At 44.1% G+C, this 14,639-nt stretch carries 13 protein-coding genes, 16 tRNA genes and 1 rRNA gene; 2 read left to right on the forward strand and 28 right to left on the reverse strand.

The genetic code is table 11. The features are described from left to right. Positions 1–59: 59 nt before the first annotated feature. The 5 genes from I6N90_RS06955 to I6N90_RS06975 all read right to left on the reverse strand — a co-directional run bounded on the left by I6N90_RS06955 (position 60) and on the right by I6N90_RS06975 (position 6,644). Positions 60–1,646 (reverse strand): peptide chain release factor 3, encoded by a 1,587-nt coding sequence (locus I6N90_RS06955; protein WP_197934718.1) that lies wholly within the window; start codon positions 1,644–1,646, stop codon positions 60–62. 56 nt (positions 1,647–1,702) lie between these two features. Then, the gene (gene zwf / locus I6N90_RS06960; protein ID WP_197934719.1) at positions 1,703–3,259 is read right to left on the reverse strand and encodes a glucose-6-phosphate dehydrogenase; all 1,557 of its coding nucleotides are present in this window, start codon (positions 3,257–3,259) and stop codon (positions 1,703–1,705) included. A 120-nt stretch (positions 3,260–3,379) separates the two neighbouring features. Then, positions 3,380–3,610 carry a hypothetical protein gene (locus I6N90_RS06965; protein ID WP_232242571.1) on the reverse strand — a complete coding sequence of 77 codons (231 nt, stop codon included), beginning with the start codon at positions 3,608–3,610 and terminating at the stop codon, positions 3,380–3,382. Between the two features lie 11 nt (positions 3,611–3,621). After that, positions 3,622–4,458 carry a hypothetical protein gene (locus I6N90_RS06970; RefSeq protein WP_197934721.1) on the reverse strand — a complete coding sequence of 279 codons (837 nt, stop codon included), beginning with the start codon at positions 4,456–4,458 and terminating at the stop codon, positions 3,622–3,624. 860 nt (positions 4,459–5,318) lie between these two features. Next, positions 5,319–6,644, reverse strand: coding sequence for a molybdopterin molybdotransferase MoeA (locus I6N90_RS06975; protein ID WP_332262414.1), 1,326 nt, complete (start codon positions 6,642–6,644; stop codon positions 5,319–5,321). 294 nt (positions 6,645–6,938) lie between these two features. On the opposite strand from I6N90_RS06975, the gene mobB reads away from it, so the two are divergent. Then, entirely contained in the window at positions 6,939–7,484 is a 546-nt protein-coding gene (gene mobB, locus I6N90_RS06980) for a molybdopterin-guanine dinucleotide biosynthesis protein B (RefSeq protein ID WP_197934722.1), read from the forward strand. Here mobB and I6N90_RS06985 read toward each other — a convergent pair. From I6N90_RS06985 to I6N90_RS07010, 6 genes are all read right to left on the reverse strand, one after another. Beyond that, a complete protein-coding gene (locus I6N90_RS06985; RefSeq protein WP_197934723.1) occupies positions 7,481–8,131 on the reverse strand; it encodes a response regulator in 651 nt (216 codons plus the stop codon). The two genes, mobB and I6N90_RS06985, sit on opposite strands and share 4 nt — an antisense overlap. A gap of 37 nt (positions 8,132–8,168) precedes the next feature. Then, positions 8,169–9,173, reverse strand: a complete 1,005-nt coding sequence (locus I6N90_RS06990; protein ID WP_197934724.1) for a sensor histidine kinase — start codon at positions 9,171–9,173, stop codon at positions 8,169–8,171. 127 nt (positions 9,174–9,300) lie between these two features. Continuing rightward, complete coding sequence (locus I6N90_RS06995; RefSeq protein WP_197934725.1) at positions 9,301–10,008, reverse strand: PspA/IM30 family protein; 708 nt, start codon at positions 10,006–10,008, stop codon at positions 9,301–9,303. Between the two features lie 4 nt (positions 10,009–10,012). Beyond that, positions 10,013–10,519 carry a PspC domain-containing protein gene (locus I6N90_RS07000; protein ID WP_197934726.1) on the reverse strand — a complete coding sequence of 169 codons (507 nt, stop codon included), beginning with the start codon at positions 10,517–10,519 and terminating at the stop codon, positions 10,013–10,015. Continuing rightward, positions 10,516–11,202 carry a PspA/IM30 family protein gene (locus I6N90_RS07005; RefSeq protein WP_197934727.1) on the reverse strand — a complete coding sequence of 229 codons (687 nt, stop codon included), beginning with the start codon at positions 11,200–11,202 and terminating at the stop codon, positions 10,516–10,518. Before I6N90_RS07005 ends, I6N90_RS07000 begins: the two co-directional genes overlap by 4 nt. Positions 11,203–11,250: 48 nt before the next feature. Then, positions 11,251–11,547, reverse strand: a complete 297-nt coding sequence (locus tag I6N90_RS07010) for a LiaF transmembrane domain-containing protein (protein WP_197934728.1) — start codon at positions 11,545–11,547, stop codon at positions 11,251–11,253. A gap of 257 nt (positions 11,548–11,804) precedes the next feature. Between I6N90_RS07010 and I6N90_RS07015 the strand changes: the two genes are divergently transcribed. Beyond that, on the forward strand, positions 11,805–12,368 hold the full coding sequence (locus I6N90_RS07015) for a C40 family peptidase (RefSeq protein ID WP_197934729.1): 564 nt from the start codon (positions 11,805–11,807) through the stop codon (positions 12,366–12,368). A 235-nt stretch (positions 12,369–12,603) separates the two neighbouring features. On the opposite strand, the gene I6N90_RS07020 is transcribed toward I6N90_RS07015, so the two are convergent. The 17 genes from I6N90_RS07020 to I6N90_RS07100 all read right to left on the reverse strand — a co-directional run. After that, positions 12,604–12,682 (reverse strand) — tRNA-Leu (locus tag I6N90_RS07020). 12 nt (positions 12,683–12,694) lie between these two features. Further along, positions 12,695–12,771: transfer RNA gene (locus tag I6N90_RS07025), tRNA-Arg, on the reverse strand. A 16-nt stretch (positions 12,772–12,787) separates the two neighbouring features. Continuing rightward, positions 12,788–12,861, reverse strand: a tRNA-Cys gene (locus I6N90_RS07030). A gap of 11 nt (positions 12,862–12,872) precedes the next feature. Next, positions 12,873–12,947 (reverse strand) — tRNA-Gly (locus I6N90_RS07035). 6 nt (positions 12,948–12,953) lie between these two features. Further along, positions 12,954–13,027, reverse strand: a tRNA-Gln gene (locus tag I6N90_RS07040). A gap of 33 nt (positions 13,028–13,060) precedes the next feature. Next, positions 13,061–13,136 (reverse strand) — tRNA-His (locus tag I6N90_RS07045). Positions 13,137–13,161: 25 nt separating this feature from the next. Then, positions 13,162–13,235 (reverse strand) — tRNA-Trp (locus I6N90_RS07050). Between the two features lie 9 nt (positions 13,236–13,244). Next, positions 13,245–13,329, reverse strand: a tRNA-Tyr gene (locus tag I6N90_RS07055). Between the two features lie 3 nt (positions 13,330–13,332). Further along, positions 13,333–13,408 (reverse strand) — tRNA-Thr (locus I6N90_RS07060). Positions 13,409–13,435: 27 nt separating this feature from the next. Beyond that, a tRNA-Phe gene (locus I6N90_RS07065) sits at positions 13,436–13,511 on the reverse strand. A gap of 14 nt (positions 13,512–13,525) precedes the next feature. Beyond that, positions 13,526–13,602, reverse strand: a tRNA-Asp gene (locus I6N90_RS07070). Between the two features lie 34 nt (positions 13,603–13,636). Next, a tRNA-Met gene (locus tag I6N90_RS07075) sits at positions 13,637–13,713 on the reverse strand. Between the two features lie 18 nt (positions 13,714–13,731). Next, positions 13,732–13,807 (reverse strand) — tRNA-Val (locus I6N90_RS07080). Positions 13,808–13,812: 5 nt separating this feature from the next. After that, positions 13,813–13,887: transfer RNA gene (locus I6N90_RS07085), tRNA-Glu, on the reverse strand. A 47-nt stretch (positions 13,888–13,934) separates the two neighbouring features. Continuing rightward, positions 13,935–14,023, reverse strand: a tRNA-Ser gene (locus tag I6N90_RS07090). A 4-nt stretch (positions 14,024–14,027) separates the two neighbouring features. Beyond that, positions 14,028–14,103: transfer RNA gene (locus I6N90_RS07095), tRNA-Asn, on the reverse strand. 98 nt (positions 14,104–14,201) lie between these two features. Then, positions 14,202–14,639 (reverse strand): 23S ribosomal RNA (locus I6N90_RS07100); the annotation flags it as partial.

A 14,639-nucleotide genomic window follows, 5' to 3' on the forward strand; every position in this document is an offset into this window, starting at 1 on the left:
CCAGAACGGGATTCAATGATCCCGTGGGAGGATTCAAAATAGAATTTAATAGCTCATCATTAAGGAGCAGTCTCCAAAAATTTAGCTGTTGGGTTTTTCTCCATTGCTGTACGCATTGCATACTCATTTTCGAAAAGAACGACAAAATTGCCCTTCTTATCTTTTACGAGCGTCGTGTTGATTCTGAATTTGGATGGGTCTATTTTCTCCCCAACGATCCATCTTGCGAACTGATACGACATACGATGCAACTGAATCTCGACACCGTATTCCGCACGCATCCGATGTTCAAATACCTCGAACTGCAAGTGACCAACTACACCAAGAATCGTTTCATCGAAGTTTCCTGTTGAATAGAAAACTTGAATGGTACCTTCCTCTGTCAGTTGATCAAGACCCTTCTGGTACTGCTTATGCTTAAGCGCATTTTTTACAGTTACCTTAGAGAAGATTTCCGGCGAGAACGTCGGTAATTCATCAAATTCCACTTCAAAACCTTGAGACAATGAGTCGCCGATACGGAATATACCTGGATCGAATAAACCGATAATATCACCAGGATAAGCTGTTTCTACGATATCTCTATCTTGTGCCAAAAATTGTTGAGGTTGTGACAGCTTAATATCTTTACGATTACGTACATGCTTCACGCTCATACCACGTTCGAAACGTCCAGAGCAAATACGAAGGAATGCGATCCGATCACGGTGAGCCGGATTCATATTCGCTTGAATTTTGAACACGTAGCCGCTAAATTTTTCATTTGTTGGCTCAATTGATCCCGATGTACTGTTACGTGGCGTTGGTTTAGGTGCTAGCTTCAAGAAGCTTTCAAGAAACGTTTGTACACCGAAATTGTTAACCGCACTACCAAAGAAGATTGGTGTAAGCTCACCCGCACGTACCTTTTCAAAGTCAAATTGATCTCCAGCAACATCAAGCAGCTCAAGATCCGAAATAAGCTGATCCGTCAAGTAGTCGCCAGCCATCTCACGAATAATCGGATCGTTGTAATCGCTAACTTTGCGCACTTCAATTGTGGAATGATCGTTACCTTGGAACAATTCCACTTGTGTATTCATGCGGTCATATACACCGCATAGTTCACGGCCTGTACCGATCGGCCAGTTCATTGGAACGGAACGGATACCAAGTACCTGCTCAAGCTCTTCCATAAGCTCAAATGGGCTTTTTCCTTCGCGGTCCAGTTTGTTAATGAATGTGAAAATCGGAATACCGCGTTTACGGCAAACTTGGAACAATTTAATCGTTTGTGCCTCGACACCTTTGGCTACGTCTATTAACATTACCGCGCTATCCGCAGCAGTTAAAGTACGGTACGTATCCTCAGAGAAATCTTGGTGACCAGGTGTATCCAGAATATTAACACGATGATTTAAATAATCGAATTGCATAACGGAAGAAGTAACGGAGATACCACGTTGCTTCTCAATTTCCATCCAGTCAGATGTCGCGTGTCGGCTTGCTTTTCGCGCTTTAACTGATCCTGCAAGACGAATGGCTCCCCCGAATAGGAGGAGCTTCTCAGTAAGTGTTGTTTTACCAGCATCGGGATGGGAAATGATCGCAAATGTACGTCTCTTTTCCACTTCCTGTTTAATTTCATTACTTAATGTTTGGCTCATGCTTGACTTCCCTTCACTTTTGCAAGGTATACCTTAGTAGCAGTAACGACGATTTGTTACTTGCTACCCTTTGTTACCCATATCACATTGTCTTCCTCTTGACCATTTACAGGCCACCAATGGAAGCCATCCTTTTCTAGCAGTTTGTCAGCTTCTTCTGGTCCCCATGAACCAGCTGGATATTGTGTAAGATCACTTTTCTCCTCGCGCCATGCTTTAGCAATTCGGTCTACAAACTCCCACGCATGGGAAACTTCATCCCAACGAGTAAAGTATGTAGAATCTCCACGTGCAGCATCATGAATAAGTCGCTCATAAGCTTCAGGCGTATTGATACCAATTTGACAGCTTTGACAAAACTCCATTGAAAGAGGTTGGACAGTATTATCTGCCCCTGGCTTTTTAGCATTTATTTTAATATATATACCTTCAAGCGGATTGACACGAATAACGAGCAGGTTAGGCGCAAGGTCATGCTTTTGAGCGAACAATACGTTCTGCGGCATCGACTTGAATTCAACGACTACCTCTGTCGTTTTCACTGGTAGGCGTTTACCTGTACGGATGTAGAAAGGTACACCAGCCCAGCGGAAATTGTCTACAAATACTTTTGCAGCAAAATAGGTTTCTGTCATTGACTCTGGATCAATCGAGTCCTCTTGACGGTACCCCGGCAATTCCTTACTGCCAAATTTACCACTTGTATATTGTCCACGAACAACATTTTCGCGAACATCTTCACTAGACGTATACCCACGAAGCGAACGAAGCACTTTCACTTTCTCGTCACGGATATCTTCACCATGAAGACGGCTAGGTGGCTCCATTGCAATCATCGTCAACATTTGTAACATATGATTTTGACCCATGTCGCGCAAAGCGCCGGATTTATCATAATAACCACCACGTTCTTCAACCCCTACCGTTTCCGAAAGGGAGATTTGCACGTTGGCAATATAATTATTGTTCCACAATGGCTCAAAAAATGCGTTAGCAAATCGAATGACTTGAATATTCTGTACCATTTCTTTACCCAAGTAGTGGTCGATACGGAAAACTTCTTCTTCCTTAAATACTTGGTTTAGTTGTTCAATGAGCTTCTGCGCGGAAGGAAGATCGTAACCAAATGGCTTCTCAATAACGAGGCGATTCCATCCTTGACTCTCTAACAAACCGCCATCACGCAAATTGAATGAAACTGGTCCGAATAGTGATGGTGCAAGCGCCAAATAAAATAAACGATTGCCTGGTATATTAAATTTTTTGTCTAGCTTAGTCGAAAGATCATTTAATTCGCGGAAACCATCCACATTGTTGATGTCGAGAGACATATACTCAAAATGTTCCGTGAATCGATTCCATAGTTCTAGATTGTCCACTTTGTAACGACAAAACTCATTAATAGACTCATACAGATCCGAACGGAACTCCTCGTTCGTACGAGGACGACGAGCAAGACCAACAACAGCAAAGTTGTCCGACAACTTGCCTTCTTTATATAAACTGAATAACGCCGGGAAAAGTTTACGCCGGGCCAAATCACCGGTCGCTCCGAATAGGTAGTATACTGCACCTTCCGGAGAGATAGTTTCATTTATAGGATTGTAAGTCATATGCCTCATTCTTTCGTATGGAATTTTTATACGAATTACATGTTATGTAGTGTAGCATATTCACCCTTATTACGCCATTGAACAGCTCATAAAAAATACTGATAGGAAGTACAACTTCTTCTAATCGAGATCTTTAGACAATGAAAAGACGTTTAACCCCGTCATTTCGAGCTCTTTAGACAATAAGATGTAGCTAAACATTTTCATTTCGATATTTTTGGGCAACCGTTTGAAATTAAAACTCTTTATTTCTAGCTCTTTAATCAATAATTCTAAAAATAACAACTTCATTTCTTTCTCTTTAGTCAATATTTTGAAACTCAACATCTTCTTTACGTACCCTTTAGTCATTGATCTGATGTTTAAGGTTCATCTTTTGTTGAAGCAAAGTCACCTGTTATAAGCGGAATACCCATCGTTAGCTCTGTCATCTTACGTTCGGTATGCTCATGTGCAGCAACTTGTAAATTGGCATATCGATCACTGCCGAGTGGCTGGGAAGATAACAAACTGCTCGAATCAAGTGTAACACTCCATGTTCCTTTATCTTTGTACTCTTCAACGACTCGTCCTAACGACAGCCGTTCCATTTCTTTTACTACCTCTTGGCTTCGCGCGAATCCATGTACCTTCATACTCGTATTTGCATGAGAAGTCACCTTAATAAGTTCGTCCCCTATTAAAGCTGCCGATGAGAGCAATTGCTGCAATGTTCTAGTAGCATTACTCGACTCCAGCAAAACGAAAAGCTGATTGCTTTGTTCCGTCTCGTCTGGTGCATGAATAGAAAGCAGCCCTCCAAGTCTTTCTACCTCGCCGCGTACCGTTTTCCCTTCATTGGTTATAAGCTTGTTTGGGATATCTCCGTTCTCTTCCTGGAAAAGACTTGCTGTCAGTTCTTTGAGTGCAGTCTTGGATGTTGTTGTGAAATCCCAGCGTAATGTCCACTCTGCCGTTCCCGCTCCTTCAACCAGTACTTCATCGCTCCATTTCCAAAGTTGCTCAAGGTCATTAGGTACGATCTTGATTGCTAACTCTGATTCTGACTCCGCTTTAGAGATCATAATGCCAGCAATTAACGTAATGGCAAGCACACCAAAGGCAATGGCGATACTATATAATTTCTTTTTTTGAGCTGGCTTATCGCTAGTTGTGGAAGTTCCAGCTGGATTGAATTGTGAGTTTTTTGGTATATACATCGTTCATCCTCCCATCATTTTTTTTGCATACATACACATTCACCCTTAGGAGAACACACTAGTTGCAACAATTGATGGGAGGGAGCATGTGAAGCAATTAACGCAATCACCTACTAAATACGCCTCAAATGATCATAATCCTTCCTTGTCTTAAAAAGTAGTTTTCTTATATTGCACAAAATGTTCTTAATAATTTTTGTCTCTTTAAGTGCTATTCGAATCTACCTACCTCAAGCCTATATTTGTTTCGACATGTGCCGTCAAACGTCAGCTACTTTACCTTCTCATACGAGTGTTTTCGTCATCGTTCACCTTCACAGTTCGGTTGTCATCACATTTTACTAATTGCTTACGTTATGCTACTAATCGAGCCTGAAACCTGACGTGTGGGCCCTCATTGAATTAATGTTGCTCCACCACACTATGAACATATTAGGTATTCAAAGAGGAACTGTTATGAATTTGCGTCGACAAGGAGCCACTACCGGAGTAACTCTAAATTCAATGCGGCATCAGAAAGAAAATACGAAGAAGGTCGAAGACTTGTAGCAGAATGTACTGTGAGGAATGTAAAATGTAATATGAGAAATGCAAAATGAGGAATGCAATATGCTAGCATTTAAGAATAAACAGTCCTAAGAGGCTCTCACTTTTTATTGAATAATTATCTAACGAACCCAGTAACTCTTATTTGATCAATTTGTAGTCACTTCTAGCGTTAACGAATCCCAGAATCGTTATTTCTAAAAATACAGCTCCAACTCTATTGTATATGACACAATAACGTTAATGTGGTTCGTTAGAAATTTTATGCGACACCTCATTTACAAAAAAATTCCTGTCGTCAGAGGAAGCATTGATTACGGTAATATTAATACTTCAACTTGCTCTCCCGCTTTTGCTCCTATCGCCCCAGATGGGATGATCGCTAAACCTTCTGCATCAGCTATCGACGCCATCATACTGGACTTAGAAAAGGCGAGAGGATCAGCGATAAGACTTCCGTCTCTACTTTGTTGCAACCGTATGCGCACATATCGTACATGCGGGCTTCCTTTCCCGATATCAGTAGCAAGTGTTGCCCTTACACTGTGGAGAAAAGGATTCATCTCCCCCTGAATAGCACGAATTGCTGGCCTTGCAAACAGTTCGAAGCCAACAAAGCAAGCACTTGGGTTACCGGATAGCGCGATGACCAACTTACCATCGATAACTGCTGCAGAGGTCGGACTGCCTGGACGCATTGCTACACGATTAAACAACCTATAAGAATTACACAAAGGTTCAGAACAATAATCATCTAAACCTCGGAAGATATCTGCAAGCACATCATAATCACCAACAGAAACTCCACCTGTCGTTAAAATGATATCTGCTTCTTCTCTTATCTGCGCAAATGCAGCTGACACAGCTTCTGGCTCATCCGGTAGCACACCGTATAGCAGCGGCTCAGCGCCACTCTGCTTGATCATAGCCGCAACCATATAGCTATTGCTATCGCGGATGCGACCAGGCGCGAGAGGCGCTCGTACGGGCAGTAACTCGCTGCCCGTAGCGAATACCGCGACACGCGGTCGCCTATACACCGGCACATCGGCATAGCCGAATGTACCGAGCAACGCGATATGGCCCGGCTTCAGCACCGCGCCAGGCCCCGCGAGCAGGCTCCCGAGGCGAAACTCCTCGCCTCGGGGCGCCACGTTCTGGCCGGATCGGGCGGCGGCTTTAATTAGCGCCGCCCGTTCGCCTCCGGCCAGTATAGCCTCTGCGGTCTGCTCCAGCATGACGACCGCATCAGCTCCCTCAGGCACAGCCGCGCCAGTCATAATGCGCGCGGCCGTGCCTTGCTCAACGGTCACGCGGGCTACGCTACCCGCCGCGACCGAAGCTACTACGCGCAGCAACGCCGGGTTATCCGGCGTCGCTAGCGCTGTGTCTGCCGCGCGCACGGCGTAGCCGTCGAGCCCTGAGCGCGCGAAAGGCGGCCAGTCGCTCGTCGCAGAGAGCGACTTCGCGAGGCGACGGCCGCTGCTCTCTGCAAGCGCTACTTGCTCGCTTGCAAGCTTTTGCGTAGCTACAGCGGCAAGTACGCGCCGCTGGGCTTCCTCCACCTTAACAGCCCGGCGGAGAAATCTCCCGCTATCCTCCTTCGTTACTCCTGTTACTATATCCGACCCTTCTACCACACCGCTTCCCCCATCCAACTCACATTCCGATCTCAATCACTTTTATGTTCTTGATTGTAACATAGCCATGAAACCCAATAGGGAATAGAAGTTACGATTCCATCAACAATTCCTCTTACTTTTAAGCTAAGCTATTTGAAATTTCATCATGAACTAATCTATCCGATATGCTAAACTAATTACAATTTCTTCTCCATCCACATTATTCATAAGATAAGCCAATGCTATTTCAACTAACTAAGCACTTCGCTTACTACTCAAACTTATACTTAAAAAGGGAGGCCTCTTCTGCAAATGATCCAATCTAACAATAATTTACCCCTAATTGTACAAATCGTTGGATACAAAAATACCGGCAAAACCACGATGGTTTGCCGGTTAACAACATATTTTAAAGAAGCTTCTTATCGAGTTGGCACGATTAAACGAGACGCACATGACTTCCAGATGGACAAACCTGGAACGGATACATGGCTTCATCAGGAGGCCGGAGCTCATATTACAGCTATATCCTCGTCCAAACGAACTGCCATTCTCAAACAAAACCCAGACACATTAGAGCAACTTATTTCAGCAATGCAAGGGGACGTCGACGTCATCCTAATAGAAGGCTTTAAAGAAGCTTCCTATCCGAAAATCATTATGGCCCGAAACACCTCGGACTTAGAATTGCTTAAGACACTACTTAATCCAATCGCACTTGCGTATTGGCCTGAATTAATCCCGTCCAACAACCAAATTACTAAGGAAGGGGATATCCAAGACACTATACCTCATCTGCCCATTGCTGATCATGATCAAATTTATCAAATCATACTCAAAAACCAATCCACGAACTAGTCAGCGATTCCTTGCTTATGAGCGTAAATAGCCGCTTGTGTGCGATCATCCACGTTTAGTTTGTTAAAGATATTCGTCACATGGAACTTAACAGTCTTAATACCTATAAACAGTTCATCCGCAATTTCTTGATTAGATTTACCTTGAGCTACTCGTTTAAGCACGTCCATTTCCCGCTCTGTCAAATCATCATGTAATGGCGCTTGCTCCTGCTGCTTCGGTGCTCTGAATCGATTCATCATCTTTGCTGCAACTTGCGACTCGAGGACGGACTGTCCTCTCGCGGCTGCACGAATCGCTTCGGCAATTTCACTTGCTCTAGACGTCTTGAGCAAATAGCTGAATGCTCCCGCTTCAATTACCGGATAAATCTTGCTATCGTCGATAAAACTGGTCAGAACGATAACTTTACACTCTGGATACAACTCAAGTAGTTTTGCAGTTGTTTCTATACCATCCATACCATCCATTACTAAATCCATCAAAACAACATCCGGTCGATATGCTTGTGCCAGTCTGATACCATCTGCTCCATTGCTTGCTTCCCCGACTACTTCGATTCCTTCTTCGGTATCTAATACAGCCGCAAGCCCAATCCGAACCATCTCATGGTCATCCACTAACAAAACTTTTATCGGTTCATCCATTTTCTCCACTCCATTCACTAAACAAACACCGCCTTCTCTAACCTTTCGGACTAAATGGTGCCATCGGAACCCATAAATGAATCGTCGTTCCTTCACCTGGTTGCGAAATCATTTGCAGTGAACCACCCAGCTCATTCACACGCTCTTCCATTGTGAGCAGACCGTATGAAGTCTGCTTTTTCGCTTCCAAATCGAAGCCTATGCCAGAATCTTGCAACGTCATATGCACTTTATTATCGATGCAGATTAATCTAATGCGCATACTTTCAGATTTAGAATGTCGCAATGTATTGGATAATGCCTCTTGCGCAATTCTGAACAAATGATCTTCTGCATGCGGAAGTAGCGAAATAGATTCATCCACTTCTAATGAAATCTCCATAGGCAACTTCTGTTTTAATTCTTCGACAAGTGTTGTAAGTGCTTGCCCTAAATTTTTTCCATCTAGATGAACGGGTCTAAGATGGAGCAAAAGTGCTCTCATTTCAGATTGTGCAACTGCAGCCATTTCCTCAATTAACTGAACTTGCCGCTTCGCACGTTCCCAATCTCGTTCAATCGTTCGGCTTACTGCTGTCGCCGTCATCGAAATAGCGAATAACTGCTGGCTGACCGCATCATGAAGTTCTCTTGCGAGTCTTTGTCTCTCCTCGATAACAGCTGTAAATCTAACTTTTTCTGTCCACTTAGGATCATTTTCAGGAGCATCACTATGCTCAGTCGTTTCTTCATCTTTATGGTTAATGGTTACAGCAAAAGGACGCTTACGAGGCTGCTCGCTTAATCGCTGAATCACTGCTTTCAACTTCGTGTTTTGTAAATAGCTTTGTAAGGTTGCTAATGCTAGTCCAACTCCAACAAATCCTAACCCAATAAGAGCCCATTTCCCCTTTAACAAATAGAGCTCAAATACATCCAGCCCCTGGAGAACAATAATAACCAGACTCACAATAATTATGAGCCATAAAAACATTTCCACAATATTTCGTCTTCGAGCTGCTTTCGCCCGCTCGCCATCTTGTTTGTCCTGCCCTACATGCATGCTTTACAGCTCCTTATGTAGCCTTAACATCTTTTACATTTATACCATAGATGATGGAACCCCTCAATCGTTACAAACAAATGAAGTAGCAGACCGTCTTCTGGTCCGCTACTCCCGTTGCTTTATATTACTCTTGCGTTTCTGAGTTGCTTGTTGAAGATGAACCCAATTTATTTTTTAGAGCTGCAAGCTGCTCATCTACCTTCATACGTTTCTCTAGATCTGCAGAGTTTACTGTTGATCCAGCACTTCCAGTGTATGAGTAAGGTGTACGGAGTACATCAGCTTCAGCTTCCAATTGTAAAATCTTCTCTTCCATACGATTGAAGCCACGTGATGCAGTACCACTATCAATCGAATGATTGGAGCTGATTTGTGACATTTGTTTTTGTGCTTTCGCTAGTTGAGCACGAGAAGCTAGCTCGTTACGTTTATTGCGAAGTTGGTAGAATTCTTCTTTCATACCATGCAATTGTTGTAGCAACTCTTCAGCTTGCGTTTTTGCTTGTGCATGTAGATTAATGTATTCAGTAACTTTTTGATCGAAGTACAATTTCTCTTCCAATAGCTTACGAGTCAATTCTTCTTGACCAGCTCTTAGTGCTGCTTCTGCTTTTGACTCACGATCAGCGGCATTTCGTACGGAATCCTCCAAACGTTGCTTCAAGCGGCGCTCATTCGCCATTTGTTTTGCTACAGTTACCTCAGCTTGATGAATTTCAGACTCCATATCACGTAAGTACTGATTCAGCATAACAACGGGATCTTCCATTTTGTCGAGTACCTCGTTAAGTGATGCCACAGTCATATCTTTCATTCTTTTAAAAATTCCCATTTTGTTATTCTCCCTTCTCTTGCTTCGCTATTTTGGCTTTCAATTCTTCGATTTCACGTCTTAGAGCTTTTTTCTCCAAATCATCCATCATGCTATCAAACTGCGAGTTTGGAGTAGGTTCTTGGTTATTAAAGCGTGGATCCCATTGATTTTGTGCTGCATTTGGATTGCCGTTATATTGACCGAATGAATCAGAATATTGACCTGGCTTTGTTCCTTGTTGGTGCCCGTAACCGCCAGCACCACCGCCAAAGAATCCGCCGCTACCACCATTACCACCACCGTATGGCCCGTGGGGACCATTAGGACCAAATCCACCGATAATTGGCGGTTCCTTCGGAACAACTAGTCCAGCAATAATATATATGAATATGACCATACCGCTCGTGATGACTGTGACTACTACAAGCAATATCCGCAGCAATGTCGCATCGACATTAAACGTTTCACTTAATCCGCCACAGAGTCCGAGCAGCTTCTTGTCTCTCGATGAGCGATAAAATTTTTTCAAGATGACCAGCCCTCCTTCTCCAGCTTACGTTTCAATTCTGCAAGTTCTCTTTCAATAACTGACTTTATCGAATTTCCAATTGCACCGGCATCAGACTCACGGCCTATTTTTCGTACATCTCTTAAGCTTCTCGCTTCTTGTTCCATATCACTAATGCGATCCTCCATCTTGCGGAAAACTGTACCAGGATTTGCAGCACTGTCGAGACTACCGTTAAACCTACTATTCATACGCTGTTGTAAACGAATTGACTCCATTCTAGCGGCATAATATTCACGTTTGTCATAGACCGTCTGATATTCACTTCGCATTTCACGAAGTTGATCCTCTAAATCAATCGAACTTTGTCTACTCTGTTCATACAGCTCTTTATATTGTGCGGAACGTTCTTCACAACTAGCCTTCTCATGTAGAGCGATCCGAGCCATATTTTCTTCGCCAGCTTTAAGTGCTGTTAACGCTTGTTGCTCACGACGTTCTTTTTGTGACTCTGCTTGTAACCACTGTGCTCGAAGGTGATTGCTGTGGCTAGAGTATTGCTGATACAACTTCTCTGCTTGAACGATATCTTCTCTTGTTGACCAAAGGAACTGATCAATTAAGCGAACTGGATCTTCTGCCTTCTCGAGTCTTTCATTTAACGTAGCGACCGTAATGTCGCGAATCCGACGTACTATGCTCATCAACTTGACCTCCTAGGGAAAAAATCACTTGTCTATTTTCACTTTACCTTAGTACGACTTACCTTTATTATTTTTAAACATCGCTACTCCGCCTACAATCAAACCAATTGCTAGTAGCAACATAAGCAATCCACCAAGCTTGCCAAGCAGTATTATCGCGCCGATGACAATTAAGATGCCACCAATCGTTTTCTTATTGTTCATCCAACCTACTACGCCGAATCCGATAAGGATGATCGGTAGCAGCAAGCTGAAAATTTTGCCGAAATCAATATTTAGGAAGTTCAATACCGCCAACGCTCCGATGACCACCAGTAATGCTCCTAATGCACTTTTTCCATTCATGTCCACTTTCATCTCCTTTCCTCGATTAGAATTTTTTCATATTCCGTTTTTGCTAACGTCTGGTTGCTCTTGCTTATGTACTTAGTATAGATGCTTTAACCCCTTGTTAAAACAGACTTTTGGCTGTTTTTTCACTAGACTTTGGTCGAGTACCTACTACATCTTAAGTGACTATATTGGAGAAATACCCATATTTTGTAGCTAAAAGCGGTTACAAAGACATGTTACTGTAGTTTTATCAACTAGGAGGTGCACCAATGAAACAAAACATATTCAAAAAAGTTATTGTTGCTGGTATCGTCTCAACTGCTCTATTAACAACAGGAATTACTCCTCTTCCTATAGATGGACAAGCTCATGCAGCTATAACATCAAATGCTTCATCAAAAATTGAAGCAACCCTTAATCTTGGCAACAAGTACTTGGGTACGCCCTATGAGTTCGGATCAAATCGCAGCACTACTAGCACATTTGATTGCTCCGATTTCGTAAAGCATATCTTCAAGAAAGCAGCAGGCGTCACTTTGCCGAGTTCTTCTGCTACACAAGCTTCATACGTAAAAAGTAACTCTACTATAAAGACGAGCTGGTCCAACATGAGTCGTGGTGATCTAGTTTTCTTTATGTCATACAAAGGATCATCTGCATCTAGCTATTCAAGTGTTACGAAGTCGAGGCAGGCGGTTACCCACGTAGGTATTTATTTAGGTAATGGCAAAATCCTGCACACTTATTCTCAAAAAAGTGGTGGTGTACGTGTCGATTCTATAAAAGGAACTCAGTGGGAGCATCGTATGATTTTTGGTGGCAGTGCATTATAGTCGACGTATGTCTTCTTATATAGTAGGTAGTGGACCAATGATTGATCGTTGGTCCACTACCTGCTTTTCTAATCTCCAATTCGCAAAATAAGCATTTCGATTCTAAACAATATAAGTAATTGAACTAATTGAGATTCTCTGTTTGTTTGTTTGAATGTCAAATCTATTTCGTTACTAAACAAAAAAAGTGCTGACTACACATAAGTATAGTCAGCACTTTTTTTGTTTTTTGTGATGCCGGTGAAGGGACTCGAACCCCCACGGTTTCCCTCACGATTTTGAGTCGCGCGCGTCTGCCATTCCGCCACACCGGCATATTGTATAAATGGCGCGGCCTAAGAGATTCGAACTCCTGGCCTTTTGATTCGTAGTCAAACGCTCTATCCAGCTGAGCTAAGGCCGCACATTGTATTCTTTTGTGGAGGCGCCACCCAGATTCGAACTGGGGGTAGAGCTTTTGCAGAGCTCTGCCTTACCACTTGGCTATGGCGCCAAAAATAAAAATGGAGCGGAAGACGGGAATCGAACCCGCGACCCTCGCCTTGGCAAGGCGATGCTCTACCGCTGAGCCACTTCCGCATTAAATGGCTGGGGATCCAGGATTCGAACCTAGGATGACGGAGTCAAAGTCCGTTGCCTTACCGCTTGGCTAAACCCCAACGATTATATTTTTGTTGATTTAGGTGTGTAAATGGGGCGATCGATGGGACTTGAACCCACGAATGCCAGAGCCACAGACTGGTGCGTTAACCCCTTCGCCACGACCGCCATGATACAACACCTTATGAAATTTTGGCAGGGGCAGCAGGAATTGAACCCACACCAAAGGTTTTGGAGACCTTTGTTCTACCTTTAAACTATGCCCCTAAGGTAAACTGGTGGAGGATGATGGATTCGAACCACCGAACTCAGAGAGAGCAGATTTACAGTCTGCCGTGTTTAGCCACTTCACTAATCCTCCATGTGGTGCCGTCGAGAGGACTTGAACCCCCAACCTACTGATTACAAGTCAGTTGCTCTACCAGTTGAGCTACAACGGCGTATTCAATTATGCATTGGTACTAAAATGGTGGCTCGGGACGGAATCGAACCGCCGACACGAGGATTTTCAGTCCTCTGCTCTACCGACTGAGCTACCGAGCCTTATGATGGGTAAATGGCGGAGCTGACGGGATTCGAACCCGCGGTCTCCTGCGTGACAGGCAGGCATGTTAGGCCACTACACCACAGCTCCACATCATTATTCTCGGATAATTCCGAAGGTAAATTGGTTGCGGGGGCAGGATTTGAACCTGCGGCCTTCGGGTTATGAGCCCGACGAGCTACCGGGCTGCTCCACCCCGCGTCAATCAAAAAGTATTTATGGTGGAGGATGACGGGATCGAACCGCCGACCCTCTGCTTGTAAGGCAGATGCTCTCCCAGCTGAGCTAATCCTCCATAAATGGTGACCCGTAGGGGACTCGAACCCCTGTTACCTCCGTGAAAGGGAGGTGTCTTAACCACTTGACCAACGGGCCTTGCTATATATGTCTTACATATTCTACTGTAATAATAGAAGCTATTATGGCAGAGAGGAAGGGATTCGAACCCTCGAGACCTTTTGAGCCTACACGATTTCCAATCGTGCTCCTTCGACCACTCGGACACCTCTCTATAATGGCTCCCCGAACAGGACTCGAACCTGTGACAACTCGATTAACAGTCGAGTGCTCTACCAACTGAGCTATCAGGGAATATGTTTCAGTGCTTGCGCCCTGAAAACTGGATACGAAAGATTGCTAGAATGTCTTTAGCTGTTTGCTTATAAGTTGTATGGCCTATATAAGCGTATTAGGATAAGCCCTCGACCGATTAGTATTCGTCAGCTCCGTACATTACTGCACTTCCACCCCGAACCTATCAACCTCGTCGTCTTCAAGGGGTCTTACATACTGGGAAATCTCATCTTGAGGGGGGCTTCACGCTTAGATGCTTTCAGCGCTTATCCCGTCCGTACTTGGCTACCCAGCGGTGCTCCTGGCGGAACAACTGGTACACCAGCGGTACGTCCATCCCGGTCCTCTCGTACTAAGGACAGCTCCTCTCAAATTTCCTACGCCCGCGACAGATAGGGACCGAACTGTCTCACGACGTTCTGAACCCAGCTCGCGTACCGCTTTAATGGGCGAACAGCCCAACCCTTGGGACCTACTTCAGCCCCAGGATGCGATGAGCCGACATCGAGGTGCCAAACCTCCCCGTCGATGTGGACTCTTGGGGGAGATAAGCC

The organism is Paenibacillus sp. GSMTC-2017, assembly GCF_016019935.1.
Lineage (GTDB): Bacteria > Bacillota > Bacilli > Paenibacillales > Paenibacillaceae > Pristimantibacillus.